Below are 26,179 nucleotides of genomic sequence, written 5' to 3'. Positions count from 1 at the left end.
GCCAACCTCAGACGACCATCGCGACATCCCGAGCGCACCGAAGCATGACCCGACCGAATCGGCAGAACCAGCGCCACATCGGTCGGCCGGTGCGATCCGTTCCGATCTTGATCGCAGGGACGTGGGCCGCGAGTTCGCGATCGGAATCAGTCACGGACCTTCCGAAGCATCCAGACGAAGTAGGGCGCGCCGACGAGCGCGACCATGAGCCCTGCCGGCAGTTGGGAGGGCGCGATGAGCGTGCGTCCGAGAGTGTCGGCAACGAGTACGAGCACGGCGCCGAGGACGGCTGCGACGGGTATCAGTCGCGAATGCCGGGCCCCGACGAGGCTTCGGGCGAGGTGGGGTGCGACCAGTCCGACGAATCCGACGGTCCCGATCGCGATGACGGCCACCGACGCCAATACTGCTGCGATGGCGAGGATTGCCAGGCGGGCTCGGTCGACCTCGATCCCGAGGATGCGCGGCGTGTCGTCGTCGATCGCGAGGAGATCGAGTTGGCGGCTCCGGCTGGTGAGCACCGGTACGGCGACGAGCAGCACGATGGCGACGGGCACCACGTCTGCGAGGGAGCGCCCGTAGGTGGTTCCGGAGAGCCAGGTGAGGATGCGCGGCGTCTCCCACGGGTCCGAACGCAGCAGCAGGAAAGCGCTCACGGCGCTCAATGCGTACCCCGCTCCGATGCCGATGAGCACGAACCGGGTGGGGCGCAGTCCGCCCCGCCAGGCCAGCGCGGTGATGATCCCGAAGGTCGTCAGCCCGGCCAGCACGGCCGCCGCGATGAGCGCCGGGCGGCCGCCACCGAAGCCTGTCGTGACGACGACGGCGCCGAGCCCGGCCCCTGCGGTGATCCCGAGCAAGCCCGGTTCCGCGAGCGGGTTGCGCACTGTGCCCTGCACGGCCACGCCGGCGAGGGCGAGCGCGGCCCCAGCGAGCACGGCTGCGGACACTCGTGCTGTGCGTTCGTCGAGTGCCCGGGCGACGAGATCGGGGGCGGCCTGCTGAACCCAGAGCGCGAGGTCGCCGAGGCGGAGCCAGAGGCTCCCGGCCAGTAAGGCGCCGGCGATCGCGACGACGAGCAACGCCACCGATGCGACGAGCACCGTGATGAAGCGGCGGTGTGTGCGCAACGTCGAGTGCGCGGTTCGGATCGCGCGCGCCGCACCGGCGTCCGGCAGGCGCAGGGCGAGGATCACGATCACGATGCCGCCGAGCATCGCTGTCGGCAGACCAGTCGGGATCGCGGTCGCCGCGCCGGCGCCGAGGACGGCGCGCAGAGCCGCGTCCGCAGTCAGGATGAGGGCGGCACCGAGGAGACCGGATGCGGGGAGAAAGAACACGTGCCGGCGCAGCGCGGGGAATTGGTTGGCCATGAGCCGAACAAGCACTGGAGCCCCGAGCCCGACGAATGCGATCGGCCCGGCAAGCGTGACCGACGTGCTCGTCAGCAACACGGCGACGAGAACGGCGATCGCCCGTGTCGAGCGGACCGGAACGCCGAGCGTGGCCGCCGCATCCTCACCGAGCCCGAGCACGTCGAGGCGGCGTGAGAGACAGAGCGCGACGGCGAGGACGGCGATGATCATCGGCATCGCCCTCATCGAAGCGTCCAGGTTGAGTTGGGAGAGGGAGCCGCTCCCCCATGCGAACAGCCCGGTGGTGTTCTCCTTGAACAGGATGAGCAGCGTCGCGGTGCCGGCGTCCAGCGCCATCGCGATAGCGGATCCGGCGAGGATGAGCCGAGTGGTTGCGGTCCCTGCGGCGCGGCCGCTGAGTCCGAGCACGACCGCGGCCGCCAGGAGGCCGCCGATGAACGCGACGCCGCTGGAAGCCCACAGCGGCACAGCCAGGCCGAACGCCGCGACGGCAGTGAGCGCGAAGTAGGCGCCGGCGGTCACGGCGAGGGTGTCGGGTGCGGCGAGTGGGTTCCGTGTGATGGACTGCAGAATCGCGCCGGCGACGCCGAGCGCGAAGCCGACGGCGATCCCAGCGAGCAGGCGCGGCAGCCGGGAGCCGGTGAAGATGTCGGCGACCGGCACGCCGCCTGCACTTGCGTCCGATCCGCCGACCCAGCGGAGGAGGTCGCCGGCGCCGATGCCCGAGGTTCCTTGTGTGAGGTGCAGGAGGCCGACAGCGACGACGGCGGCGGCGAGCCCGACGAGCACGCCGATGCCCCCGCTCGTGTGGCTCGGCGTCCGCGGCGTCGCCGCGGCCGGCTCCTCGGGTCCGAGGAGCCGGCCGGGACTGGCGATGGTGGTGCGAACGGTCACGTTCCGGCGATGACCTCGACGAACGCGTCGATGGCCTGCTCGCCCGAGCGCGGCCCGCCTGCACCCCAGACGCCGGGAGGGAACGCGAAGGCGCGGCCCTGCTGCACTGCGGGCAACGACGTCCAGATGGTGCTCTTCTCCAGCTCGGTGACGTAGCTGTCGGCCAGGCCGTCGTCTGAGTAGACGAGGTTCGCGTCGCCGACGGCGGTCAGGCCCTCGATGTCAGTCTGCGCGAGTCCGTAGGCGGGGTCGACTCCTCCGCTGCCGTAGGACTCGTCGATCTCGGCAGTCCACGCGCCGGTCAGTCCGAGCTCTTCGCCGAGCTCGGTGAACAGCGCCCCCTCGCCGTAGGGGCGGATGACGACGTTGCCGCCCTCGATCCAGCCATCGAAGAACACGAAGTCGGTAGTGGCGAGGTCTGTGTCCGCGACGGTCGCCTTGGCTTCCGCCAGATGCGCGTCGAACTCGGCGAGTACCGCCTCGGCGCGCTCGGTGCGACCAGTCGCCTCGGCGATCAGGGAGAAGACCTGCTTCATGTTGTCGATCTGCCCGCTCGCGTCCGCCCCGATCGTGGCGAGCACGGGGACATCGCGCTCTTCGAGCTGCTGCAGCAGTTCGTCGTCAGCGCTGTAGGCCTCGATGACGATGAGGTCGGGGTCGGTGGCGTACAACGCGTCGAGGTCGGGCGTGCCACGCTCACCGACGTCGACGACGCTCTCGGGCAGAGTCTCGGCGCTGACGTACGTCGCGTAGTCGACGGTCGACGCGGCGCCGACCGGCGTGACGCACAGCGTGAGGAGGTCCTCGGTCTGCTGCCACTCGAGGACGACGACGCGCTCGGCGGGCGCATCGAGTTCGATGGTGCGGCCGAGGCTGTCGGTCAGGGAGACAGGGCCGGTCGCGGTCTGCGTCGTGTCAGTAGCGCAGCTCGCGGAGGTCGCGGTGGCATCGGCGTCGCCCGCCGCGGCGACATCGGTCGTGCCGCAACCCGTGAGTGCGAGTGCAGCGACGCCGAGGGTCGCTGCTACAGCGAGCAGGCGTGGTCGATTCATGGTGATCCTCTCAGTGGAGTCGGTAGGGAGCGGGTCAGGCCGTCGCCGATGACGCGGCGTGGGATGCGCGCGGGGCATGGCGGCCGACCGGGTCGATGCGCAGTCGCCCCGTGCGCGGGTCGAGTTCGACCTCGACACGGACCTCGTAGGCGTCGCCGATGTGCGCGGCGGTGAGCACGTCGATGGGCTCGCCCGCAGCGGTGATTCGTCCCGCTTTCATGAGCAGCACTTCGTCGGCGACCCGCGCGGCGTGATCCAGGTCGTGCAGCACCACACCGACGGCGACGCCATGCTCCTCTGCGAGGTCGCGGATGAGATCGAGCGTCTCGATCTGGAAGCGGAGGTCGAGATGGTTGGTCGGTTCGTCGAGGAGCACGACGCCCGTTTCCTGGGCGAGGCAAGCGGCGAGCCAGACGCGTTGCAGCTCACCGCCGGAGAGTTCCCCAGCTGCACGCTCGGCCATGTCGTGTACGCCGGTCGCGCGGAGCGCACGGTCGACAGCACTGCGGTCGGCCTCGCTCTGACCGGCAAAACGACGCCGGTACGGATAGCGGCCGAATCCCACGACCTCGCGCACACTGAGCCCTGCCGGTGCAACGCGGGACTGCGCGGAGAGCGTGAGATGCTGGGCGAACTCGCGGGCGCTGAGGGCGGCCACCGGTCGCGAAAGCTCGCCCGGGCCGCGCAGATCGATGCGTCCACTGGAGGGCCGGTGCAGCCTGGCGAGCCCGCGCAGCAGAGTCGACTTGCCCGAGCCGTTCGGGCCGACGAGCGCGCTCACACGCCCAGGGACGATCTTGACATCGACCGCGTCGACGACAGGGGCCGACCCGAATCCAAGGACGATCGACTCGCCGACGATGCCGGCGGCCGCCACGCGGGCGGATGCGGCGGGCATAGCGGGGCGGTCCCGAGGGAGGACGGAGTTCATGGATCGATCCTGAATACGGAGAAAGGGGGACGGCCTGCGCCGACCAGTTGGCGAGCCGAGTAAGGCATGCCTTGCCTAACGAGAATAGATCGCGCGCTAGGCGTCCACAATCACGCTCCGAAGACATCCGATACTGAGTTTCGGACAACGCGGTTGGTGGCTACCGGTCGAAATGCTCCGCACTCGCGTCGAGGAAGGCACCCGGTGTCGCGCCCATGACACGCTTGAAGGACGCGATGAACGTGCTCGATTGTGCGTAACCGAGCAACTCGGAGACCTCCTGCACGTGCAGCCCCTCACCCAACAGGGCGACCGCGTGATGAACGCGCAGAACCTGCCTCCACTGCAGGAACGAGAGCCCGGTGCGAGCACGGAAAAGCCGGGAGACGGTGCGTTCGCTCGCACCGACCATCTCCGCCCAGTCCGGCAGGTTCCGCGAATCGGCGGGATCCTCGAGGAGGGCCGCGGCGATCGGAGCGATGCGTTCATCCGCGGGGACGTGCAGGGCGAGCTGCCGGTCTGACGGAGCGAGGACGTCGAACACGACCGCCTCGGCACGGAGGCGCTCAGCCACCGACAGCTCACCGCTTTCGAGATGCGTGAGCAGAGACCCGAGCAGGGGCGTGATCTCGATCGCGACCGGCTCCGCGAACTCCACCGATGAGCGGTCCGGGTCGAAGAGCGCATCGCATAAGGCGGTGCGGGCGGTCGTTCGTCCAGAGTGACGAACGCCTGCCGGAATCCACAGCCCGTGCCCCTCGGGGACTGTCACGATCGAATCCGCGAGGCGCACCGTCATCGTGCCGCCCCGCACCCAGACCAACTCATGGAGCGGATGCGAGTGCGGCTCGAACTCCAGCGGCACCGACACGAACACGCTCTCGGAGTAGATCGCGAAGGGCGCAGCAACCTGCTCGGGCACATGCCCCATGTCGAGTACGACCGTGTCGGCCTCGCGACGCCAGGCGCCGCGGGTCACCGGATCGCTCGCGTCATGCATCCTCCGATTCTAGAAAGCTCACGACCGCGAGAGCTCGCCGAAGGCGCGGCGCCTATACTCGGCGGGTGGATCGAGCCCGAGAGATACGCGACCTGATCGTGCACCAAGTCGAATCGACCGGGTTCGGCGCTCACGGGTTGCACGTCCGCATCGGTGAGCACATCGCCGAGCACCGGTGGGCACCAGACGTGCGCACGGACATCCAGTCCGTCGCCAAGGGCCTCTGCGTGCTCGCAGCATGCATCGCCGCCGACGACGGGCTCGTCGACCTCGACGCCCCTGTCACCCGCTACGTGCCGCACATCGTGCTAGGCGAAGGCGTGCAACTCGTGACTCTCCGTCAACTCCTCACGATGACGAGCGGCATCGACCTGCCGTGGTCCGAGACGCTGCTGACCGACTGGCCCGACCTCGCGGTCGAATTCCTCGGACGCCCGAGCGCCGGGAGGCAGTTCCAGTACTCGAACGCGAGCACCTACACAGCGATGTTCGTGCTCGGCGAAGTCGTCGGCGACGTCGGCCACTACCTCGACGCACGCGTTCTGGAACCGCTCGGCATCCATGGCACAGTTTGGGAGCGATGCCCCAACGGCCGGATCGCCGCGGGCGGCGGCATCGCGATGCGCACCGAGGAGATGGCGCGCCTCGGCAAACTCATCCGCGACGGCGGCGCGTGGTCAGGCACGCAGCTCGTATCAGCACACTGGGCGGCAGCGATGCACTCTGACTGGGTGACAGCAGGCGAAGGCGACGGCTACGAGCGTTACGCGCTCGCAGGCTGGGAGGGCCCAGGCGATGGCTGGCGCCTGCACGGCGCCTACGGTCAGATGATCCTCTTCGCGAGCGACGGCGTCGTGACAATCACCGCCGACGACCACTTCGGCGCCGACGCCATCGCAGCTTTCGTGATCAACGCCCTCGCCCGCTGACATCAACCGCGTCGCGGGAACGATCAATCGCGGTCGATGCAGTGACCGGCCTCGCTTACATCGTCGGACCGCCTTCACCACGTAGCCAGCCCGCCGGCCATCTGGCCGACAGGCAGCATCGCACGACTCGAGTTCGCGCCCGACCCAGTGAAGCGTGACGTCCGCGCTGTCGGCGCACATGCAGGCGCTGTCAAACGTCGTGAATGCTGACGACACCCGAATCGGTCGCGGGCCCACTGACGACAACGCAATGTTCACGAGGCCGCCTCGCACCCGAATCTGCTCGGGAACCAAGCACGGCAGCACCCACCATGGCCGGTGCCGCATGGAACCCTCGGATCCCCAAACACGCCAAGATTCGTCGAGGTGAATCGAATACGGTTTGCAGCGACCAGTACCGGGCTTTCATGCCCGGGGTTGCATACAAATCGGGGAAGAAAAACACCTGATCAGCATGGTTTTTGTGGGGCGGGAGGGGCTTGAACCCTCGACCGATGGACTCATCCAGGCTCATTTGGCCTGACTCTGAATCTCGGTGACTGCTCGACTGATCTCGACATGACCGGGGATTTCTCGCCGATCCTGAAACTACGCGTTCCAGCCTACGCGGGATGCCTCGGAGCATCTCGAACCGGTTCGGATCAAATAAACGTTGGATAAACGTTGACGCATCAAGTCCCGATCCTCAGCGCGCGAGTTTGGAGCCGGAACTCCCGCGTCGGAGCGGGTGCCCGTTCAACGCCGTTCAGCTGCAGACATCTCCTGAGGGTCTTCGGTACGCCCCGCGGATTGGGTCCTTACGCTCACCTTCCTGCCCCCGATATGCTCACCCAACGGAAACCACCTCATCTTCCAGTCACGAGGGGATCTAAGACGTGAGCTTGACGATGATCTTGTTGCCTGTGGGTGCGGCAGCGATCAAAGTGGCCCTAAGGCTCACTGACCCCACGGCCCCCAACGTGGCTGACTCGATCGACGATTTCACTGGCGTATTCTCGCGAATCAGCGACGAAATTCGCCAACGGAGCCTGATTCGTCGAGCCCAAGATATGGCCGACGAAGTTGCGCGAAGACTCGCGCAAGAGCTCGAGGCCGAGTACCACGGAATCGATGATCGCGAGCTTCTGCCCGCCGTGGCCGAAGTCACGTCTGCCGTCAATAGCATCTTCCCCATATCACGCAACGAACGGGCCGAAGTGGTCGCGAGCGCTGATCCGCCAGCTGCGATCTTTCGATTAATCAAGTCACGGTGGAACATTTCAGAGTGGGAGCTGCAGCACGGGGACCGTGTCAGCAGTTTGGCACACTCGATCCTTCGAGACGTCTGTCATACCGCGGCCGCTATCATTCGCAAGCACCCTGACCTCGGCATCGACATGCTTGCCATGCTCGCTCAGCGGTCAGAAGACCTCGCCCGCGTCGTCGACGAAGTGCGAGAGTCCGTCGCATCTGTCCCCCATCGTACGGCCAGGGCAAACGCGGCCGCGGCTCAAGCACGAACTGAAGAAGACCACGACGAGTTCACAGTTGAGTACCTTAGGTCCGTAGTGAACCGGTTCGATCAGCTAGAGCTGTACGGGTTGGATCTTGAATGGGAAACAGTTCACTACTCGCTGACCACGAGCTACATCACACTCCGAATGGGCGACGATACGTCCTCCGCCCACCATTCAAACCTAGGTCGAGCCCTCAGTTCAAAAGACTTGGTGTACGTTCGGGGGCCGGCTGGTTCGGGCAAGACCACAATCCTTCAGTGGCTGGCTGTAGGCATGGCACGTCGAACACTTCCCGCGGGCTTCGGTCGTATCGCGTCACAAATTCCACTCATGATCAGATTGCGGAACTTTACTGATGGGCCGCTTCCCGCGCCCGCCGAACTCGCAAATCTAACCGCCACCACCACCATTCTCAAAGAACCGGCGGGCTGGCTGCAGTCCATCTGTAGACGGCGCGGCGTCGTACTCCTCATCGATGGCGTGGATGAGTTTCCCGACGAACGTCGAGGTGATCTACTTCGCTGGCTCCGCGAAGTAACCGATGCACTCCACCCGCGCGCGGTTGTAATAGCAGGACGCCCGTCAGCACAGAATGCATCGCTAGCAATAGCCCGAGAATACGACAGCGCCATTCTCGATATTCAGCCAATGAGTCGCGAGGAGATCAGGTCCTTCGTGCTTCACTGGCACACATCGCACGCTCGAAAAACACCACGAATCGGAACTGAGGCGTTCCGTGTCGCGGACACACTATGCGGCTCGCGTGAGTATCGGTCGCTTGCATCAACTCCGCTATTGTGTGCTGCGCTGTGTGCCCTGTTCCACGCGAAGAATGGGAGTCTGCCGGGCTCGCGCATCGCCATCTACGAGACACTCATCCGCTTGCTCTTGGCGCAACGTGATGAGCAACGTGGGATCCGTGTGGACGCTGTCGATCTTGATGTTGACCAAAGGCGATTCATTCTTGAGCAACTCGCGTTGTTCATGCTGACCAACAACCTCACAGAAGTCGACGCCGGACGAGCGATCGCGGTGGTTGAACGAGCGCTCAGAAGCCTCCCTGCCGCGGCCAATGCCAGCGCCCTGCTCGCAGCAATGGTGAAGCGGTCAGGCGTGATCCGCGAACCAGCGAATGGCAAGGTTGACTTCGTTCATCGGGCGTTTCTCGAGTTCCTCGCAGCTCGCGCTCACGTGGACCTCGACACAGTCGAGTCATTGGCAGTTCGCGCGGACGACCAGAATTTCGCCGACGCGGCGATCCTCGCCGGCGGCCTGTCGAACGTCACACAGTTCCGTGCGCTGATCGAAACAGTGATGGCGAAGTGGGACTCGACACTGGAGCCTCGCGCACCAGCCTGGCTAACTCGGCTCGCAGCCGGGCTCCTTGCGGTCAGACGCGCTCGGGCCAGCGACGGAGCGCAGGCCCTTGTGAGGGTACTCGAGCAGTCGCTGCCGCCCGAATCGGAGGAAGCGGTTCGCGCGGTTGTTTCCGCTGGGGAGAGCCTGTTTGTCCCGCTCGTTGACGCTGTACTGCGCAATGAGAGCAACGGAGGTGATGCTCCTCTCGCTGGCGCACTCATTCGTTCACTCGGTGAGTATGGTGGCGAGCGCGCTTTCGCGGCCCTCAAATCAATTCCGGCGGACATCAGGCTCGTGTTCCGTGACGATCTTCTGGCGATTTGGACCTGGTTCGAAATCGAGAGTTTCGCTCGCGAGTTACTGGTCGACCTGAACCCCCAGGAGGATGTCAGTGCCGCGGTTGCGACAAGTCGCGTATTTCCGTACTTGAGCCTCTTGAGTCCGCGTTTCCAATGGGTCGCGACCCTTCCGTTTCCAGACGCGACCCTGGCGGCTGACTGCGAGAACGTACCTCTAGACGTCTTGGAGATCGGGCACCTAGATGTGCTGGAGGATCCGATTGCCAGGCAGTGTGGCTTTCTTGGCGGCCTGCGGCAGCCGCGAAGAGTGATTCTTCGCAAGGTCCCGTCCTTTGACCCGTCGGAGTTGTCCGCGCTGCTCGGCAGTTTGGAACGAATCCGAATTGAGCTTCTCAGCGGTGGGGAGATTGTCCTCACCGAAGTTCTCAAATCGGCGACGTTGACAGATCTAGAGATTTCCGGCGGGACGATCATTCGAAGGACGACGGATCCGTCTCTCATGTTCGTCGGTCAGGATCGCACGCTGTCTCTGCTAGATGGAGTCGAGGTGGAGCCCCGAACGAAGGTCCATGCGAGTTCCGTTAAGCTCCGGAACGTCGATCCCCAAACAGTGACCGCAATCGCGACCGCGAGTCTCGTCGAGTTGGAAGTTCGGTCCCAGTCGGATGGGTTTGATCTAGGGACGTTGAGTTCGGCGGTCAACCTGGAGACGTTGCGGCTACAGAATTGCCGCGAGTTGGACAACCTCGCAAGCCTCACGTTGCTCCCGAACCTGCGGGTTGTCGAGATCCTTGGTGACTGTCGCGTGCGTGACGTGGATGAGTTCCTTGAAGTCCGGAATGCAGTGGAGACGGTCGTTTGCGATCAAGACCTCGCGGCACTCGTCAATGATCGGGGCAATCGAGCGGCACTCCGTGATGCTGAAGCGTACGAAGACTACGCAGAAGAGCCGGATGCGTTCGAGAGGCGCTTCGTCACCCTCGGCACGTCCCCCCTCAACATAGATCCGATCGATCTGCACGACTCGGAGGATGATCTTGACCTCGCCGACTGGACGGCTTGGGATGCGGAGCCCTCGGAGGAAGACCTAAAGCGGATTGAGAATCGACAGCCCTAAACCAAGGAAAGGACTGCTGAAGGTCTTGGTGAATCCTCGGGTTAGGCCACTGTTGCGGCCGGTTTCGTCATAATCATCTCGTGCTCGATCGGGGTTAGACGCCCGAGGACGTTTTGTCTGACTATGGCAGCGTGGACTGGCTCGTAGATCTCGGTGTCGACGCCGGCGGACTTAAGACCCGAGCCGAGACGGTCCTTGAGCTCAAAGACTTCAGGGACGACATGGCCGACGACTCGGGCGCGCCCGAAGATTACGACGGCGGCTTTGGCCACAACTTCTACTTCGCGCGCTCGATAACAGAAGGGCGATTGAGCAAAGTCCGGCGCGTCCACGCCGCCTACTGACGGAAAAGTGTCGCAATCTCATAATCTGGGGCAGCAGTCGCGAGCAGCGCTCTGACTCAAACAAATTATGAAACTGCGCAAACTGACCATAAGCAATTTTCGTGGCATCAAGACCTGTGAATGGATCCTTGACGCCAATTTCGTCGCGCTCGTTGGACCCGGTGACAGCACGAAGACGACGCTGGTCGATGCGATAGGCCACGTCCTAACTTCTCGTTACAACGTCACCTTCACCGACGCAGATTTCTACGGCTGCGACACGACCGAGCCCATCGTCATTGAAGCGGTGGTCGTCGACCTGCCCACGCCACTGATTGAAGAACGAAGCCACGGAAAGAACCGCAGCGGCATCCATGACGATGGGACGCTTGAGCACGACCCGATTGAAGAAGCTGATGTCAAGGAGTGCTTGATCGTCAGGCTGACCGTCGACCAAACTCTCGAACCACTTTGGGAAGTCGTTCGGCCCGGAGAGACAGAGGGAGAGCGGATTTCCGCCGCTGAGCGCGCGCAGCTTGGATTCTTCAGGATCGGCGACTACGTCGACCAACACCTTCGTTGGGGACGCGGGTCTGCGCTGTCGAGCCTTACATCGTCGAAGACGGATGCGACGCACGCAGTCGTTGAAGCACAACGCCAGGCTCGCCAAGCAGTTCGGGACCTCCCAGACAACCCGCTCCACACCGCTGCCACCCTTGCTCAAGCAGAGGTAAAGAAACTCGGAAGCGGACCATTCGTCGATCTACGTCCGGGGCTTGATCCAGCCCTAGGAGCGGCAAATTCCGCGCTAGTCCTCCATGACGGCAATATCCCATTGACGCAGTTCGGGCTTGGTTCGCGACGTCTCCTGAGCCTGTCAATCCAGGAGAACGCTCTGGCCGGTAATTCGATCGTCGCCATCGACGAAGTTGAGTCCGGCCTTGATCCTCATCGACTTTCGCATCTCATCCGCTACCTGCGGGAGCGGGCGGCAAACGACGACCTGCAAGTGATCTTGAGCACTCATTCCGCTTTGGTTGTTGAGGCACTCAGCTACGACCAACTGTTCGTGGTCCGCTCGGCAGGAGGGACCACCACTGCCAACCGCGTGCCCGCAGAGCTTGAGCCCGGTCAGAGCGACGTCTTGCAGGGAGTGATGCGCGAGCGCCCTTCGTCTCTGCTGGCCCAGTCTGTCGTAGTTGGTGAGGGCGCGACCGAGGTCGGCTTCATTCGTGAGCTTCTCCACGAGTGGGACAGCCAACGGCCCGCTCTGAACCAGGTGACGTCCGTCACCGCTGGCGTAGGCGTGACCAACGGCAGCGGCTCGAGCCAGGCACCCAAACGCGCGCAAGCCCTTGCTCTGCTTGGATACCCGACAATGCTGGTGATTGACGGAGACGTAACGGATAACGCTTCGGACATCGCAGCCGCCGCCGCCGCCGGAGTTGTAGTCGTGCAGTGGCCGACAGGCATGGCATTGGAAGACGTGGTCGCTGCTGAGTCGTCGATTGAATGTCTGCAAGCGATTGTTGACGCTGCTGCCGACGAGCGGTCCGCGCAGTCCGTGGCCAACGCGGTGGGTGCACGGCTCGGCCAACTGCTCACTGGGGTAGATGTCGCCGCCTGGATCGCTGCGCACAACGAACACGCGATTCGGACTGCAATCGGTGCTGCCGCCAAGGGAGCGAAGGCGAATGGCACCAAGACTGAAAGCAATGCCTGGTTCAAGAGGGAGGACAGAGGCGCACAACTCGGCGCGATTGTCCGAGCGCACAGCGCCTACCTTTCGGGAGAGGTTCTCAAAGACGGCGTCCGCTCCCTAAAGGACTTTGTCTATGGCGCGGAAGAGATAGTCGGCCCGGCGACCGCTGAAGATGAGTAGGCCGATGAGCAACGCTGAGCTCATCCTCCATAATTTGCCCTGCTCTGCCGAAATGCCTGCCGGCACAGGTAAGACCGAGACGATCGGCGAAATGGTCAAGCTCGTCGCCGATCAGGGCAAGCGCAGCTTGGTTCTGACTCACACGCATGCGGGCGTCGATGTGCTGCGTCGCCGCATGAAGAAGTTTGGCGTGCCCAAGTCAGCGGTGACCATCCGGACTCTCGACAGTTGGTGCTTCGACTTGATTGGAAGCTTCCCCGACCTGTCGGCGATTACCGTGGACGAAGAACCAGACTGGACGCGGAGTCAGGAGTATCACCAGGCCGGCCGCCGCGCGGCGCTATCCGAGCCGATCATCCGAATGCTGGAGGCAAGCTACGACCTCTTGGTGGTGGATGAGTATCAGGACTGCCAGGTCTGGCAACACGAACTCGTGCGGGCCGTGGCTGAATCCGTTCCGACCTGCGTGCTCGGGGACCGAATGCAGGGCCTGTTCTTCTTCAGCTCGCTCCAGCCTGTGATATGGGAAACCGACGTTGAGCCTGCATTCGTACCGCTCGAGCTGGAAGTGCACCCCTGGCGATGGGCGAACACTAATCCTGAACTCGGCGCGTGGCTCTTGGAGGCGAGGGCAAACCTGATGGCGGGCATCGGGATTGATGTCACGTCGGCGCCCATCGCGGTCGAGCCACCTTCTCGCATCGCCGAGGTTCTCCTTGCGCTGCCGCCGCACCCCGCTTCGACAGTGGCGATCAGTCAGTTCCCGAGCAACGCTGCTGTCCTAGCAGCCCGGCTCGGTGGCGCGTACACCATGATCGAAGAGCTTGAAGGGAAGCACCTGCGCGCCTTTGCCGAGGTCATAGACGGCGGAGACCTGAACAGCATTGCCTCGGCATCCGTTCGGTACGCCGTGGATTGCGCCTTCGGAGTCGCGTCGAGCATTGATGTTGCGTTGCGAAACGCCCTTCGCGCGGGCATCGTCATCGACCGGGCCAGAGTCGCCCCTGAAGTTCGAGACGCGGTGGCTCATATCAACGCGCTGCTTGTAAGCGCCAACGTGTCGACTATTCGTGACTGCCTCATTGCGATCTCGCGAATACCCGCGTTCAGACTCTTCCGACGGGAAGCTTGGTTCGGGATGCTCGACGCACTTAGGTTGTGCGAAGCAACTGAGGATCTCACGGCGATGGCGGCTGTTATCTCTGTACGGAACAAGCTTCGGCTGACGGGCCGCCGTCCAGAGTCTCGAATCGTCGGCCGAGCACTTCTCGTAAAGGGCCTTGAGTTTGAGCATGCGGTAGTTGACGCGCCGGGACCGCATAAGCCGTACAACGCCCACGAGCTTTATGTATGTCTCACCCGCGGCTCTATGTCGGTGACGCTGATGACCGAAGCAACCTTTCTCAACCCGGCCCGGCCAACCAGGGCGTAAGCGGGCCGAACGACCTCGATTAGGCGCTCGGGATCTGGACGGGCTCAACCGTCTTCTAACGTCTAACGATTGCCGAGCCTCTGAGTGATAGGTCTCGGGCGTGACTTCAAGCGCGCGGCGAACGATCTCGGTGAAGAAGTTGTTGGGGTCCCATGAAGCCTTGACCTCGAATCAGAACTCTCTCTGGTCTGCAGGCATGGGTCTACAACTGTGTGCGGCGATTCGTACGGGCGTGTCCGAGGTGGTGGCTAAAGTCGATCCGATGCCAAGCACCCGAGCTGAAGCGGCGTACCAGCGCGCCCTCGCGACTTTCCGAGACCCCACGCTCGACCTTCTGCATGGCCGCTTCGCACCGTTCGTCGTCGCGGTCCTCTCTCTGGTCTTTGCTACCGATCGTCCCTTTGTCGCGGTTGCTGACGCACACGCGGAGATTGGAGAGGCCCTCGACGAGCTTCGGGCGGCCGGATACGACGAGGATGATCGCCGGCTTCCGGTGGGCAGCGCGCGTGAGATCTGCCGCCAGTGGGTTCGGGGCGGGTGGCTCGCTCCACAGCTCGAGGGCGAGGTCGAGGTGTATCGCCTGACCGCGCACGCGGTGGGTGCGCTCGAGATCGCCGGTCGTACCGGTGGTGGGCGGGCTCGCGTCTCACGGTCGCGGGTTCGCACCTTGCTCGAGGCGGTTGACCGGTTGGCAATGGATGCCGAGTCCGACCCTGCCGCGCGGCTCGTGCGGCTTCGCGATGAGCGAACTGCGCTCGATGCCGAGATCGAACGTCTGCAGCGTGATGGAGCTGCCCCGATCGACGACGAGCAACTCCTCGAGGAGGCGGAGAATGTCCTGCACCTGTCGCGTGAGTTGCCGGCCGACTTCTCCCGTGTGGCGGAGTCGATCAAGGCGATGCAGCGCGATGTGGTTGCCGAGCTGCGGCGCGACGAAAGGCCCACCGGTGATGTGCTGCGCGAGTACTTGCAGCGCGGCAAGCATGTGATGCAGTCGACGCCTGAAGGCCGCGCGTTCGAGGGAGCTCTGCGGCTGCTCGGTGATCCTGAACGCATCGATCGACTGACCGGGCAGTTGGCCACCCTGCTCGCTCAGCCGTTCTCTCATCTGATGGCGCCGGCGCAGCGTGCAGACCTCGACGCGATCGGCAGGCAGGTCGAGCAGGGCGTCGCGGACGTACTGACCGCGCAGCGACGAGCATCCCAGATCATCACTGCGCAGGTCCGCACCCACGACCCGATTCGCGACCGCCAAGTGGACGACTTGCTTCGCGGTGTCATGTCCGGAATGCACGCCTGGATGCGCGTCTCCCGATCGAGCGAGCGCGTCGAGCCGTTGCACACCTTGCCGGTCGCGGATGTGGGTCATCTTCGCCAGTCGCTCAGCGATCTCCGCCCACCCGGGTCACCTGACCCTCTGTCAACGCCGGTCGATGCAGAGTTCGTGGACGCCGATACCCGGGCCTGGGGCGGACCTCACTACGCCGAGCTCGAGGACTACACCGCGACGCTCGGTGACCAGTTCGACCTCGCGACCGCATTCGACGGCATCGAGGACGCGAACCGGCGCCCGGTCGATCTCCTCGGCCTGCTTGAAATCGCGCATCGCGCCGGCATGACGGAAGGCGAGGACGTCTCCGTCGTTGAGGCGCGGCGTCCGGACGGCACGCGGCGACGCTTCGCCTTCGGCTCTGTCACTGTCCAGCCTCAGAAGGAACCCGAGAATGACTGACCTCGCACCCACCACTGAATTCGAACGGCGCGAGTTCGAAGATGAACTGGACCCGAGGGACGACGTGGATGCGACGGCCGATGCGGCCTTCATCGCACCCGTGGCGATGGAGAACGACGCGGATGAGCTCTTCGCGGGTGACCGCGGCGTCCTTGATCCCGAGGTGCGCCGCGTGCTCGTCCGGCTCCTGCAGCGGCGATTCCTACTCGCCGACCGCAGTCGCGCGGAGTGGGCGGTGCTGCTCGAGAACCAGCAGATGATCGAATCGAGGCTGCACGACCTGTTCGTGCGCCTCGTCGTCGATCACGATCGCGGTGTCGCCTACAAGGAGCAAGTGCGCTCCGACGAACTGGAGATCCCCATCCTGCTTCGTGACGAGGCGTACTCCCGTGCCGAAACCCTCGTGTTGGTCCACTTGCGAACCGTCTATCAGCGCGAGACGACGGCAGGCGAAGGCTCGGCACGCGTCGACATCGAAGAGATCGAACAGACTGCCCTGACGTACTTCACCGCATCCGACGGCAACACCGCCCGCCGCCAGAAGACGATTCGCGGCGCAGTCAACCGTCTTCGACAGGACGGGATCCTCGACGAGGAATCAGAGGGCCGCTACCGCATCAGTCCGCTCGTGGAGATCGTGCTCAGTTCTCCGCGCTTGAACGAACTGAAGGACTGGCTCGAAGAGCGAAGCCAAGCGGGCGAGACCGGAGCGCTCGACCTCGACGCAGAAGAATCAGACGAGGCCGCCGCCGACGACTTCGACGCTGATGGTACGGAGGTCATCCGATGACGATGCTCGACACTCTCTTCGGTCTCATCCCGGCGGCCTCTCGCGGGCAGCAGTGGGTGGCCGGCGACCTGCAACTGGTGAACTGGGGCGGATACGACGGCCACCACCGCGTGCGCTTCTCCCCCACTGCGACCCTGCTCTGCGGCGGCTCCGGCTCGGGCAAATCCACACTCATGGACGCCTACGTCGCACTCATGATGCCGCACACCACGCCCTTCAACGGCGCGTCAAACGGTGCCGTGATCGGTCGCCCACGCGGTCAGGACCAGCGCAACATCCTCTCGTACGGGCGCGGCAAGACCGACGAGACCCGCACCGACGAAGGCACGAAGCTCACCGTCCTCCGCGGCGACGGCGTCGACACGTGGACCGCGATCTCCATGACCTGGCTCGACCACGACGGTTCGCAATTCACCGCAGTCCGAGCCTGGTACATCCCCACGAACGCCCGCGTCCTCGAAGACACGGTCCGCGTCCGCGCGACCGTCAGCGGCTCGTTCGACCTGAGCGACCTCGAAGGCGCAGCGCAGCAGCGACTCACGGACGCATCGGTGAAGGCGACCGGGCTCGACACCTTGCCGACCGATCGCGAATTCTCGGCACGCCTGCACAACGTGCTCGGCATCGGCGCGGCGGGTGCCGGCGCGAAAGCGATGAGCCTGCTCGCCCGCATCCAGGCGGGCCAGCAGATCACGACGGTCGACGACCTCTACAAGCGAATGGTCCTCGAAGAGCCGGCAACGCTCTCTGCCGCCGACGACGTGGTCACCCACTTCGACAGCCTCGAAGGCACCCGCACCCGCATGCTCACCGCCCAGCAGCAGGTACGTGCACTTGAACCGATCCGGACCGCTCGCGGACGTATCGACGCGGCCGCCGACAGACTCCGAGTGCTGGACGAAGTCGGTCGGTTCACCGACCCGGACTCGCTCGCGTCGCTGTGGCGAGCATCGAAGCGCCTCGAACTCCTCCGCGACGTCGAAACCGAACTTCAGGCGAGAACTCATGACGCCGCTGCGCGATTGAACGAGGCCGAGGCATTGGCCGATGCTGCCGAGGCCGAGTACGAGGGTCTGCTCGAGGTACGCCGGGCCGCCGGAGGCGCCCGCCTCGAAACCGCGAAGCGCGAACTCCGGGGACTGACGCCGAGACTCGAAGGCGCAGCACGCGAGCGCCGAAAGCTCGACGCCGCGCTCGAAATACTGAACGACACGGTGACGACGGCGGAGGAATTCCACAACCTGTCCGCCCGCGCGGTCGAAGAGCTCGCCGACCCAGAAGCCAAGCAAACCGCACGCACGAAGTATGCAACGGCGCTAAACGCCCTCAAGGCCGCGAAGGCGGCGGTCGACTCCCTCGAAACCGAAGAGCAACAGATCAAGGGCCGCCAAGACAACATCCCCGAGCCGCTTCGCGTCGCGCGTGACCTCCTCGCGCGCACCGCCGGCCTCGAATCGAGCGAAGTTCCGTTCGTCGGAGAACTCATCGAGGTACGCACCGAGTTCGAACCGTGGCGCGAGGCATTCAACCTCGCGCTCGGCGGCTTCGCGACGACCCTGCTGATCGACACCGCGCACCTCCCGTCGTTCCGGGCAGCGATCAACACCGTGTCGATCAGAGAACGCCTTCGTTTCGAGGGCGTCCACACCGGACTTCGACCGCGAAACGCCGCCGACCCGCACACGCTGCCCGGCCGGCTCGACTACAAGGCGTCGCCCTTCACCGGGTGGCTCGAGGACGAACTCGAGAAGCGATTCGGTTTCGTCTGCGTGGACTCACCCGATCAACTCAGCGCCCACCGGATGGCGCTGACGATCTCCGGCCAGATCTCCCAGGGCGCTCGCGGCGCGCACGGCGGCCACGGGCGTGCCAATGTCCTCGGGTTCTCGACACAGCGACGGCTCGGCGAGCTCGCAGTCCTGCTCCGCGACGCGCGCACCGCCCACGTGACCGCTACTGCCGAGGCTGAAAACGCCGAGGCCGAGCTCGACGCTGTCGACGCACGACTCGCCGCCTTCGGCACCCTTCGGGATCTCTCCTGGGAACAGGTCGACGTCGCCTCCATCGTGTCCGAGAGCGAGCGATGGGAGGCAGTCATCCTCGAGGTCACCGCCGAGAACCCCGACCTCGCGAGCATCCAGACTCAGATCGATCAGAAGCGCGCACAGACCGCCGCACTGCGTGAACAGATCGGCCAGATCAAGGCCGAGAAGAAACGCCTCGCCGATACCTGGACCGAAACGACCGACAAAGTCGACGCAGCACAGAGCGTCATCGACGCGGCCGAGTCCGCATCACGCGCACTCACCACGGAACAGGCGACCTATCTAGACGGTAAGATCACGGCGCCGGCCCAAGAAGACACGTCCACGAAGACAAATGTGCTCGCTCGCTTCGACGCCGAGCTCGACTCGGCCGCGCGACGGTTCATCGACGATCAGCGCGAAGCGGAACAGGCCCTCGTCGAGCAGCGCGAACGAGTCCGGCACACGATGACCTCGTTCCTCGACCACTGGCCGAATCCGAACCTGCTCGCCGACCCCGACCGATCACTGGCCGATTTCGAACGGACCCTCACGGACCTCGAAACGAGCGGGCTCCACGAACTCGAGACCGAATGGCGCGACAGCCTGCTGAAGCTCTCGGGCAATGATCTGACGAACCTCGACTCGACACTCAGTCGGGCACTTCGAGAAATCCGCGATCGCATCACGCCGATCAACCAGATCATGCAGGACCTCCCGTTCTACGACGACGAACACCGGCTGCAGATCACCCTGCGCGACAACCAATCCGAGGTCCGCCGCCGCTTCCGACGAGACCTGCGCGAAGTCCGCGCCCAGATCGAGGCGGCCACAAGCGAAGAGGATCGCGAACGCATCTACCGCCGGATGTCCCGCCTGATCGAACGGCTCCGCCGCAACGCACCAGAGTTCGCCGAGGTCGTCGATGTACGAAACCACGTACGGATCAGCGCCGAACGCATCCACGCGCAGACGAAGCAGCATGTCGCGCTCTACGACCACATCGGCGAGAAGTCAGGCGGCGAATCGCAGGAACTCATCGCGTTCATCGTCGGCGCCGCGCTCCGCTACCAGCTCGGCGACGCAGGCTCGGAGCGACCCCGCTACGCGCCCGTCTTCCTCGACGAAGCACTGATCAAGGCCGACGCGCACTTCACCAAACGCGCCATCGGCGCGTGGCGCGGCCTCGGCTTCCAACTCATCATCGGTGCTCCCAACGACAAGTACAGCGCGATCGAACCTCACGTCGATGTCGAATACGACATCCTCAAAGACACCCTCGGGCGCTCCTGGGCCAAGCCGAAAATCGCCCTACCCCAGGCGTCCGCGTGAGCCCGCGACTCGTCTGGCCCGACGACGCAGCAAGCAAGCTGAGGGCCAACCTGACGGATACCTGGGCCAGTCGGCTCTGCGCAGAACTGACACACTCCGCTGAGGAACCGAAGGAAATCAGCCTGAGGCCCGGAGTCACTCGATCGCACGACGTCGCGGGCCTCGGACACGGCGCCTGGAATGACTGGCGCCAGGCCTGGAATCGCGTCGAGCTCAACCATTCGGGCGCCGACGTCGAGCTTCGCACGGTGACCGTCGCAGGTGTCCCCCAAGAGGCGCCATTCCGCGTCAGGGTTCGATCGCTGCAAGCCGCAACGCAAGTGCTCGAACGCCTCGGCGGTGCGCCGTTCAATGTCGACATCGACCGCGCCCGCAACATCGGGCGTCGACTCATCGCCGCAGGAGCCACCCTCACCGCGAACGCCCTGACGCGGACTGTGCGACTCGACGACGCCGACATCGAGGTGGTCATCAGCGCCATCACCTGGCTTGCCGAGCATCCCGATCTGGGCGAATGGACGACCCGGCAACTTCCGATCCCTGAGATGCACACGAAATGGCTCGACGCGCATCGAGCCCTCCTCCGAGACCTGCTCGGCCGCGATATCTCCGGAGAAACCCGCCCGCGTCTCGCCGTCGCCCACCTCACGTACGTCGACCCCGACTACCTCGCAACCGAACAACGACGCCACGACGCCTGGACCACCGGTGACACACATCAACCCGCCTACGCCCCGCAGACCGTGCTCATCGTCGAGAACCGTGACTGCCGACTCTGGTTCCCGGACGCCCCGGGCACCATCGTCGTCGAAGGCAGCGGCAAGGCGGCATCGTCGCTGCTCGCAGACGTCGCATGGATCCGAGCGGCCGTGAGGGTTTACTACTGGGGTGACATGGACGCTGACGGCTACGCCATCCTCGATCACCTTCGGGCAGCCTTCGCAACCTCGGGAATCCGACTCGAGTCGATCCTCATGGACTCCACTGCGCTCACGCGATTCGCACATCTCGGCGTCAACCGCGACAAGCACGGCTCCGCCCTCAAACCGTCCAGCATTCGCCTAGGTAATCTCACCGCTGCCGAGAACGACGCCTACGCAGCCATCGCAACCACGGGCAACGTGGCCTTCCGCCGGATCGAACAGGAACGCATCTCGATCACAGAAGCGCTCCACGAGCTGGCCGTCGCCGGCTGACGCGATCGCAGACCCGGCTTCGTTCACAAGGAACCCAATCAGCAACCGAGCGCCTCAGCATGGTGGCAGCCGCCGAAAAAACGTTGAATAAACGTGAACGCACCCGATCCGGTGGACTTGCTCCTGAAAAACCGCAGATCAAGAGACAAATCCGAACGGCCGGCACTTGATGCGAGAATCTTCTGGTCTTGGGTTCAAGTCCGACGAAAAACCCCTGATCAAGCCGATATACGACAGCTCGAATACGCTCTCTCCGCAAACATGCCGGGCTCGGAAAAGAATGAGAAACGCCTGATCAGAAGCAATATCTATCGAGTAGGGCGGACGGGACTTGAACCCGTGACCGATGGATTATGAGTCCACTGCTCTAACCGGCTGAGCTACCGCCCCGGAGCGACCTCAGTCGGGCAGGATGACCGGGATCGACTCGGTGACCGGATCGGTCACGCGCTCACCACGATACAGACTCTCGAACGTGTCGAGCGTGCGGGTGATGTCGTGCGCCTTGATGAGCTTCAGCGACTGCGACTTGAGCGCGTTGTACTCGTCACGCGTCGCCTCGAGCACGGTGCGCAGCTTCGCGGCGAGGTCGGCGGGATTGCTGGGCTCGAAGAGGTAGCCGTTCTGGCCGTCGTGCACGAGGTGCGGCAGCGCCATGGCGTTCGCGGCGACGACGGGCAGCGCGGAGGCCATGGCCTCCATGGTCACGATCGACTGCAGCTCGGCGATGGAGGGCATCGCGAGCACGGATGCGCGGTGGTAGGCCTCGCGGAGCTGTTCGTCGGTCACGTAGCCGGTGAAGGTGACGCGATCGGCGACACCGAGCTCGGCGGCGAGGTTCTGCAGGTTCTTCAGCTGGTCGCCGCCGCCGACGATCTCGACCTTGGCGTCGAGTTCGGCGGGCAGGAGCGTGAGGGCACGAAGGAGCACGTCGATCTGCTTCTCGCCGGTCACGCGACCGACGAACAGGATGCGGTTCTCGGTGCGGGGCTCCCAGTTGGGCGAGTACTTGTGGGCGTCGATGCCGCACGAGATGGCGTGCACGCCCTCGAGGCCGGTGTGCTTCTCGAGGAACGAGGCGGCCTTGAGCGTCGGGGTGGTGACGGCTTCGGCGCGCCCGAAGGTGCGGCCCGCGGCCTTCCAGGCGAGGCCGACGGCCCAGTCCTGCCAGGCCTTGGGCAGCAGGGTGAACTCGAGCATGTTCTCGGGCATGAAGTGATTGGTGCCGACGATGCGGATGCCGCGCTTCTCGGCCTCGATCGACAGGCCGCGGCCGACGACGATGTGCGACTGGAAGTGCACGACGTCGGGCTTGACCTCGTCGAGGATGCGCGCGGAGTTCTGCTTGATGCGCCACGGCAGCGCGAAGCGCAGCCAGTCGTGCGGGTACCAGCGCCAGCTGTAGAGGCGGTGGGCGGTGATCTCCTGGCCCTCGTGCACCTCGCGCCAGGTGCCGTGCTTGCGGCTTGCGGCAGGGGCGACGACGTGCACCTCGTGGCCGCGCTCGACCAGCCCGGCGGCGAGGCGCTCGGCGAAGCGGGCGGCGCCGTTGACGTTGGGGGCGAAGGTGTCGGCGCCGATCAGGATCCTGAGCGGGCGGGGGTTCTCTGCGCGCTCGGCGGCATCGGTGGATGACGCACCGGGAGTGTCAGACACGTGGAGTGGTTCCTCACAGTTCGGGGGCGGCCGTTCGGGCCGGTCGCAGCGCGGCTCTGATGGTCGGCGCGAGCGCTGCATTCGAAGATAGTCTACGCAACGCACCCCGCGGGAGCCTGTTGGGGCATGTCGCAGACCCTCGACCGGGCCGAGCGGTCAGAGGCGGGTCTGCGGGTGGTTGCGGGCGAGCAGGAACACGCCCCACACCGCGATCGCCCCGGCGATCACGAAGGTGATGTTCGCCCAGAGCGCCGCCTGCGACGCCTCGCCGAGCACGACGATGCCGATGAGCACGGCGACGATCGGGTCGACGACTGTGAGGCCGGCGATCACGAGGTCGGGCGGGCCCGACGCGTACGCGTTCTGCACGAAGTAGGCCCCCAGCGCGGTGGCGGCGAGCAGGCCGACCACGCACGTGAAGGTGAGCCATTCGAACTCCCCCTGCTGCACGCGGCCGATGACGACCTTCGCGAGGGTCGCGACGAAGCCGTAGAGCAGACCCGCCATGATGACGTAGAACGTGGCGCGGATGCGGCTGCGGAAGAACCAGAACGCGAGCCCCGCGGCGACGAGCACGCCGGCGAGCAGCGTCAGGATGGTGATGAGCTGCCGATCGGTGACGGGCTTGTCGACAGCCGTGAACGCCGCGACGCCGACGAAGAGGAACACGCCGCCGACGCACATGACGATGGCCGTGATCGACTTCGAGTTGAGTTTCACCTTGTTGACGCGGGAGTTCAGGATCGACGTGATCACGAGCGCGATCGCGCCGAGCGGCTGCACGACGATGATCGGCGCGAACGTGAGGCTCGCGAGCTGGAACACGATCGCGAGGCCGAGCATGACGGTGCCGATGACCCATGAGGGGCGGGACAGCAGGAGCCAGAGCTGCTTGAGGTCGAGCCCCTTGCCGAGCGCGTCGGCCGTGTGGGCCTCGACCTTGGTGACGCCGCGGTGCTGGAACTGCGCGCCGAGCGAGAGGAACACGGCGCCGACGAGCGCCAGGGGGATGCCGATGAACTGAGTCGGGTCGAGCGCGATCTGCTCGGTCAGGTCGCTGAGATCGGGATCCACCCAATGACCCTACCCTCCCCGGCGTCGATATCCTTGGCGAATGGCCGTGCTTCCCATCCGCATCACCGGCGAACCGGTGCTCCACTCCCCCGCGCTCCCCGTCGAGACGATCGACGACGAGATCCGCGAACTCGTGCGCGACATGTACGAGACGATGGATGCCGCGCCCGGCGTCGGTCTCGCGGCCCCGCAAGTGGGGGTGCCGTTGCGGATCTTCACGTTCACGTGGACCGACGAGGATGCGGGCGCGTCGTGGCGCGGCGTCGCGATCAACCCCGAGCTGTGGATCACGCCGCTCGAGCCCGGGCATCCCGATCCCGACTTCGAGTCGGAGGGATGCCTGTCGTTCCCGGGCGAGCGGTTCCCGCTCCGACGCGCCGATCGCGCGATCCTGCGGGCGACCGACCTCGAGGGCGAGCGGTTCGAGATCGAGGCCGAGGGGTGGCTCGCGCGCATCTTCCAGCACGAGTTCGACCACCTCGACGGCACGCTCTACACCGACCGGCTCACCGACAAGGAACAGCGCATCGTCGCGAAGATCTGCCGCAAGGTGGGTTGGGGCGAGCCCGGCGTCTCGTGGATGCCAGGGGTCGACGACCTCGAGGGCTGATCGGGCATCGTCAGGTCGACGGATGGCGGGGGCCGGCGCACCTCGAGGCGACGGCCGCCCGCGGCATCCGCTCCGGGGTCAGGTGAAGGCGCGGATGCCGGCGGCGACCGCCGCGGCCACGATCACCACGACCACGAACGGCACCCGCAGGGCGTAGAGCGCCGCGGCCACGATGACGGCGGGCACGCGGGCGTCGAGCACGATCGCCTGCCCGGCGCCGAGCGTCTGCACGGCGATGAGCGCGGCGAGCAGCGCCACCGTCAGCAGGTCGGCGATGCGCGCCGGACGCTCGCGCTCGAGGAACCCGGCGGGCACGACGTAGCCGCCGAGCTTCAGCGCCAGCGTCGCGGCCGACGCGATGAGGATCACGTGCCACGTCGTCATGCGGGCCTCCTGCGGTCGAACAGGTCGAACCAGCCGACGATCAGCGCGACCACGGCGGCGACGAGCACCGGCAGCCCGGGCACGAGCACGGGGGTCGCGATCGTCGCGACGACGGCCGCGCCGACGGCGACCGCTCCGGCCTGCACGCGCTTGAGGCGCGGCCAGAGCAGGCCGAGGAACGCTGCGGCGGCGGCCGCGTCGAGTCCCCACGCCCGCGTGTCGCCGAGCGCGTCGCCGATGAGGGCGCCGATGAGGGTGGTGATGTTCCAGCCGACGAAGACGATGCCGCCCGTGAGCCAGAACCCGAGCCGTGCAGTGCGGTCCTCGGACTGCGCGAGCGCGACGGCCGTGGACTCGTCGATCGTGATCCAGGCCGCGGCGACGCGTCGCACGGGCCCGCCGCGGTCGACGAGCGGCTTCATGCGCATGCCGTAGACGACGTTGCGCACGCCGAGCAGCGCCGCGGCCGCGATCGCCGGGCCCGCCGACGCCGCACCCCCGCCGGCGAGCACGCCGATGAGCGCGAACTGCGAGCCGCCCGTGAACATCACGAGGCTGAGGAACATGGTCTGCCAGACGTCGAGACCGGATGCCACCGACAACGCCCCGAACGAGATGCCGTAGGCGGCGGTGGCGAGCCCGACCGAGAGCGAGTCGCGGATCACGGCGTTCCGCGACGCATCGGTCGCGTCGTTCTCGGGCATCCCGTCAGCCTAGGCCAGCCGTGCGGTGCTCGCGCGCGCACCCGTAGGCTGCCGGCATGACGCATCGCGTGTTCTCGTACGGCACCCTTCGCCAGCCCGACGTGCAGGCTGCGCTGTACGGGCGCACCGTGCCCACCCGTGCCGACACGCTGCCGGGCTACCGGCTCGACTGGGTGCGGATCACGAATGCCGCGGTCATCGCGACGAGCGGGTCGGACCGGCATCCGATCCTCCGTCGAGGCGGCCCCGATGACGCCGTCGAGGGCGCCTACCTCGAACTCGACGACGTCGAGCTCGCCGCGACTGACGCCTACGAGGTCGACGACTACGTGCGCACGGCGATCGTGCTCGGCTCGGGGCTCGATGCCTGGGCGTACCTCGCGGTCGACGACTCGCGCTGAGGCGCTCGCCCGCGCACGGCGACGGCGCCAGAGCGACGGAAGCAGCCCGGAAACGGAGGAAGCCCCGCATCCGTGCAGGATGCGGGGCTTCGGTGGCTCCCCCACTTGGACTCGAACCAAGAACCTATCGGTTAACAGCCGATTGCTCTGCCAATTGAGCTATGGAGGATCAGTTCTGCGTTTCGC

19 protein-coding genes and 2 tRNA genes are annotated in these 26,179 nt (G+C 65.4%); 11 read left to right on the top strand and 10 right to left on the bottom strand.

Annotation, left to right across the window (positions count from 1 at the left end):
- Positions 1-146: 146 nt before the first annotated feature.
- From ACFVS8_RS00955 to ACFVS8_RS00940, 4 genes are all read right to left on the bottom strand, one after another.
- Positions 147-2,270 carry an iron ABC transporter permease gene (locus ACFVS8_RS00955; RefSeq protein ID WP_387056725.1) on the bottom strand — a complete coding sequence of 708 codons (2,124 nt, stop codon included), beginning with the start codon at positions 2,268-2,270 and terminating at the stop codon, positions 147-149.
- Complete coding sequence (locus tag ACFVS8_RS00950; RefSeq protein WP_387056724.1) at positions 2,267-3,322, bottom strand: iron-siderophore ABC transporter substrate-binding protein; 1,056 nt, start codon at positions 3,320-3,322, stop codon at positions 2,267-2,269. The genes ACFVS8_RS00955 and ACFVS8_RS00950 overlap by 4 nt, the downstream gene beginning before the upstream one ends.
- 34 nt (positions 3,323-3,356) lie before the next feature.
- On the bottom strand, positions 3,357-4,253 hold the full coding sequence (locus tag ACFVS8_RS00945) for an ABC transporter ATP-binding protein (RefSeq protein WP_387056723.1): 897 nt from the start codon (positions 4,251-4,253) through the stop codon (positions 3,357-3,359).
- 160 nt (positions 4,254-4,413) lie between these two features.
- Positions 4,414-5,253 (bottom strand): AraC family transcriptional regulator, encoded by an 840-nt coding sequence (locus tag ACFVS8_RS00940; protein ID WP_387056722.1) that lies wholly within the window; start codon positions 5,251-5,253, stop codon positions 4,414-4,416.
- A gap of 65 nt (positions 5,254-5,318) precedes the next feature.
- Here ACFVS8_RS00940 and ACFVS8_RS00935 point away from each other — a divergent pair, with 65 nt between their 5' ends.
- The 9 genes from ACFVS8_RS00935 to ACFVS8_RS00895 all read left to right on the top strand — a co-directional run bounded on the left by ACFVS8_RS00935 (position 5,319) and on the right by ACFVS8_RS00895 (position 21,164).
- Positions 5,319-6,182 (top strand): serine hydrolase domain-containing protein, encoded by an 864-nt coding sequence (locus tag ACFVS8_RS00935; RefSeq protein WP_387056721.1) that lies wholly within the window; start codon positions 5,319-5,321, stop codon positions 6,180-6,182.
- An 875-nt stretch (positions 6,183-7,057) separates the two neighbouring features.
- Positions 7,058-10,453: an NACHT domain-containing protein gene (locus ACFVS8_RS00930; RefSeq protein WP_387056720.1), complete on the top strand. Its 3,396-nt coding sequence runs from the start codon at positions 7,058-7,060 to the stop codon at positions 10,451-10,453.
- A gap of 131 nt (positions 10,454-10,584) precedes the next feature.
- On the top strand, positions 10,585-10,797 hold the full coding sequence (locus tag ACFVS8_RS00925; protein ID WP_387056719.1) for a hypothetical protein: 213 nt from the start codon (positions 10,585-10,587) through the stop codon (positions 10,795-10,797).
- A 67-nt stretch (positions 10,798-10,864) separates the two neighbouring features.
- Positions 10,865-12,658: an ATP-dependent endonuclease gene (locus ACFVS8_RS00920; RefSeq protein WP_387056718.1), complete on the top strand. Its 1,794-nt coding sequence runs from the start codon at positions 10,865-10,867 to the stop codon at positions 12,656-12,658.
- Positions 12,659-12,662: 4 nt separating this feature from the next.
- Positions 12,663-14,090, top strand: a complete 1,428-nt coding sequence (locus ACFVS8_RS00915) for a UvrD-helicase domain-containing protein (protein ID WP_387056717.1) — start codon at positions 12,663-12,665, stop codon at positions 14,088-14,090.
- A 262-nt stretch (positions 14,091-14,352) separates the two neighbouring features.
- A complete protein-coding gene (locus ACFVS8_RS00910) occupies positions 14,353-15,822 on the top strand; it encodes a DUF3375 domain-containing protein (protein ID WP_387058126.1) in 1,470 nt (489 codons plus the stop codon).
- Entirely contained in the window at positions 15,815-16,612 is a 798-nt protein-coding gene (locus tag ACFVS8_RS00905; RefSeq protein WP_387056716.1) for a DUF4194 domain-containing protein, read from the top strand. Before ACFVS8_RS00910 ends, ACFVS8_RS00905 begins: the two co-directional genes overlap by 8 nt.
- Positions 16,609-19,968: an ATP-binding protein gene (locus ACFVS8_RS00900; protein ID WP_387056715.1), complete on the top strand. Its 3,360-nt coding sequence runs from the start codon at positions 16,609-16,611 to the stop codon at positions 19,966-19,968. Before ACFVS8_RS00905 ends, ACFVS8_RS00900 begins: the two co-directional genes overlap by 4 nt.
- Entirely contained in the window at positions 19,965-21,164 is a 1,200-nt protein-coding gene (locus tag ACFVS8_RS00895) for a Wadjet anti-phage system protein JetD domain-containing protein (protein WP_387056714.1), read from the top strand. The genes ACFVS8_RS00900 and ACFVS8_RS00895 overlap by 4 nt, the downstream gene beginning before the upstream one ends.
- Positions 21,165-21,480: 316 nt before the next feature.
- On the opposite strand, the gene ACFVS8_RS00890 is transcribed toward ACFVS8_RS00895, so the two are convergent.
- From ACFVS8_RS00890 to ACFVS8_RS00880, 3 genes are all read right to left on the bottom strand, one after another.
- Positions 21,481-21,554: transfer RNA gene (locus ACFVS8_RS00890), tRNA-Ile, on the bottom strand.
- A gap of 9 nt (positions 21,555-21,563) precedes the next feature.
- On the bottom strand, positions 21,564-22,820 hold the full coding sequence (locus tag ACFVS8_RS00885) for a glycosyltransferase (protein ID WP_387056713.1): 1,257 nt from the start codon (positions 22,818-22,820) through the stop codon (positions 21,564-21,566).
- Between the two features lie 156 nt (positions 22,821-22,976).
- Positions 22,977-23,894, bottom strand: a complete 918-nt coding sequence (locus tag ACFVS8_RS00880) for a DMT family transporter (RefSeq protein ID WP_387056712.1) — start codon at positions 23,892-23,894, stop codon at positions 22,977-22,979.
- Positions 23,895-23,934: 40 nt separating this feature from the next.
- On the opposite strand from ACFVS8_RS00880, the gene def reads away from it, so the two are divergent.
- The gene (gene def / locus ACFVS8_RS00875; protein WP_387056711.1) at positions 23,935-24,504 is read left to right on the top strand and encodes a peptide deformylase; all 570 of its coding nucleotides are present in this window, start codon (positions 23,935-23,937) and stop codon (positions 24,502-24,504) included.
- 78 nt (positions 24,505-24,582) lie between these two features.
- Here def and ACFVS8_RS00870 read toward each other — a convergent pair whose 3' ends face one another.
- Complete coding sequence (locus ACFVS8_RS00870; protein WP_387056710.1) at positions 24,583-24,888, bottom strand: AzlD domain-containing protein; 306 nt, start codon at positions 24,886-24,888, stop codon at positions 24,583-24,585.
- Positions 24,885-25,592 carry an AzlC family ABC transporter permease gene (locus ACFVS8_RS00865; RefSeq protein WP_387056709.1) on the bottom strand — a complete coding sequence of 236 codons (708 nt, stop codon included), beginning with the start codon at positions 25,590-25,592 and terminating at the stop codon, positions 24,885-24,887. The genes ACFVS8_RS00870 and ACFVS8_RS00865 overlap by 4 nt, the downstream gene beginning before the upstream one ends.
- A gap of 56 nt (positions 25,593-25,648) precedes the next feature.
- On the opposite strand from ACFVS8_RS00865, the gene ACFVS8_RS00860 reads away from it, so the two are divergent.
- Positions 25,649-25,993, top strand: coding sequence for a gamma-glutamylcyclotransferase family protein (locus ACFVS8_RS00860; RefSeq protein ID WP_387056708.1), 345 nt, complete (start codon positions 25,649-25,651; stop codon positions 25,991-25,993).
- Positions 25,994-26,086: 93 nt separating this feature from the next.
- Here ACFVS8_RS00860 and ACFVS8_RS00855 read toward each other — a convergent pair.
- Positions 26,087-26,162: transfer RNA gene (locus ACFVS8_RS00855), tRNA-Asn, on the bottom strand.
- Positions 26,163-26,179 lie beyond the last annotated feature (17 nt).

It is taken from the genome of Agromyces sp. NPDC058110, from assembly GCF_042884735.1.
Lineage (GTDB): Bacteria > Actinomycetota > Actinomycetes > Actinomycetales > Microbacteriaceae > Agromyces.
This window is presented reverse-complemented; position numbering and strand designations above follow the sequence as displayed.

Excerpts from the sequence above, each read along its gene's own strand:
- ACFVS8_RS00950 (WP_387056724.1), bottom strand. The coding sequence starts at position 3,322 with ATGAATCGACCACGCCTGCTCGCTGTAGCAGCGACCCTCGGCGTCGCT.
- ACFVS8_RS00945 (WP_387056723.1), bottom strand. The coding sequence starts at position 4,253 with ATGAACTCCGTCCTCCCTCGGGACCGCCCCGCTATGCCCGCCGCATCC.
- ACFVS8_RS00940 (WP_387056722.1), bottom strand. The coding sequence starts at position 5,253 with ATGCATGACGCGAGCGATCCGGTGACCCGCGGCGCCTGGCGTCGCGAG.
- ACFVS8_RS00920 (WP_387056718.1), top strand. The coding sequence starts at position 10,865 with ATGAAACTGCGCAAACTGACCATAAGCAATTTTCGTGGCATCAAGACC.
- ACFVS8_RS00915 (WP_387056717.1), top strand. The coding sequence starts at position 12,663 with ATGAGCAACGCTGAGCTCATCCTCCATAATTTGCCCTGCTCTGCCGAA.
- ACFVS8_RS00910 (WP_387058126.1), top strand. The coding sequence starts at position 14,353 with ATGCCAAGCACCCGAGCTGAAGCGGCGTACCAGCGCGCCCTCGCGACT.
- ACFVS8_RS00905 (WP_387056716.1), top strand. The coding sequence starts at position 15,815 with ATGACTGACCTCGCACCCACCACTGAATTCGAACGGCGCGAGTTCGAA.
- ACFVS8_RS00900 (WP_387056715.1), top strand. The coding sequence starts at position 16,609 with ATGACGATGCTCGACACTCTCTTCGGTCTCATCCCGGCGGCCTCTCGC.
- def (WP_387056711.1), top strand. The coding sequence starts at position 23,935 with ATGGCCGTGCTTCCCATCCGCATCACCGGCGAACCGGTGCTCCACTCC.
- ACFVS8_RS00870 (WP_387056710.1), bottom strand. The coding sequence starts at position 24,888 with ATGACGACGTGGCACGTGATCCTCATCGCGTCGGCCGCGACGCTGGCG.
- ACFVS8_RS00865 (WP_387056709.1), bottom strand. The coding sequence starts at position 25,592 with ATGCCCGAGAACGACGCGACCGATGCGTCGCGGAACGCCGTGATCCGC.
- ACFVS8_RS00860 (WP_387056708.1), top strand. The coding sequence starts at position 25,649 with ATGACGCATCGCGTGTTCTCGTACGGCACCCTTCGCCAGCCCGACGTG.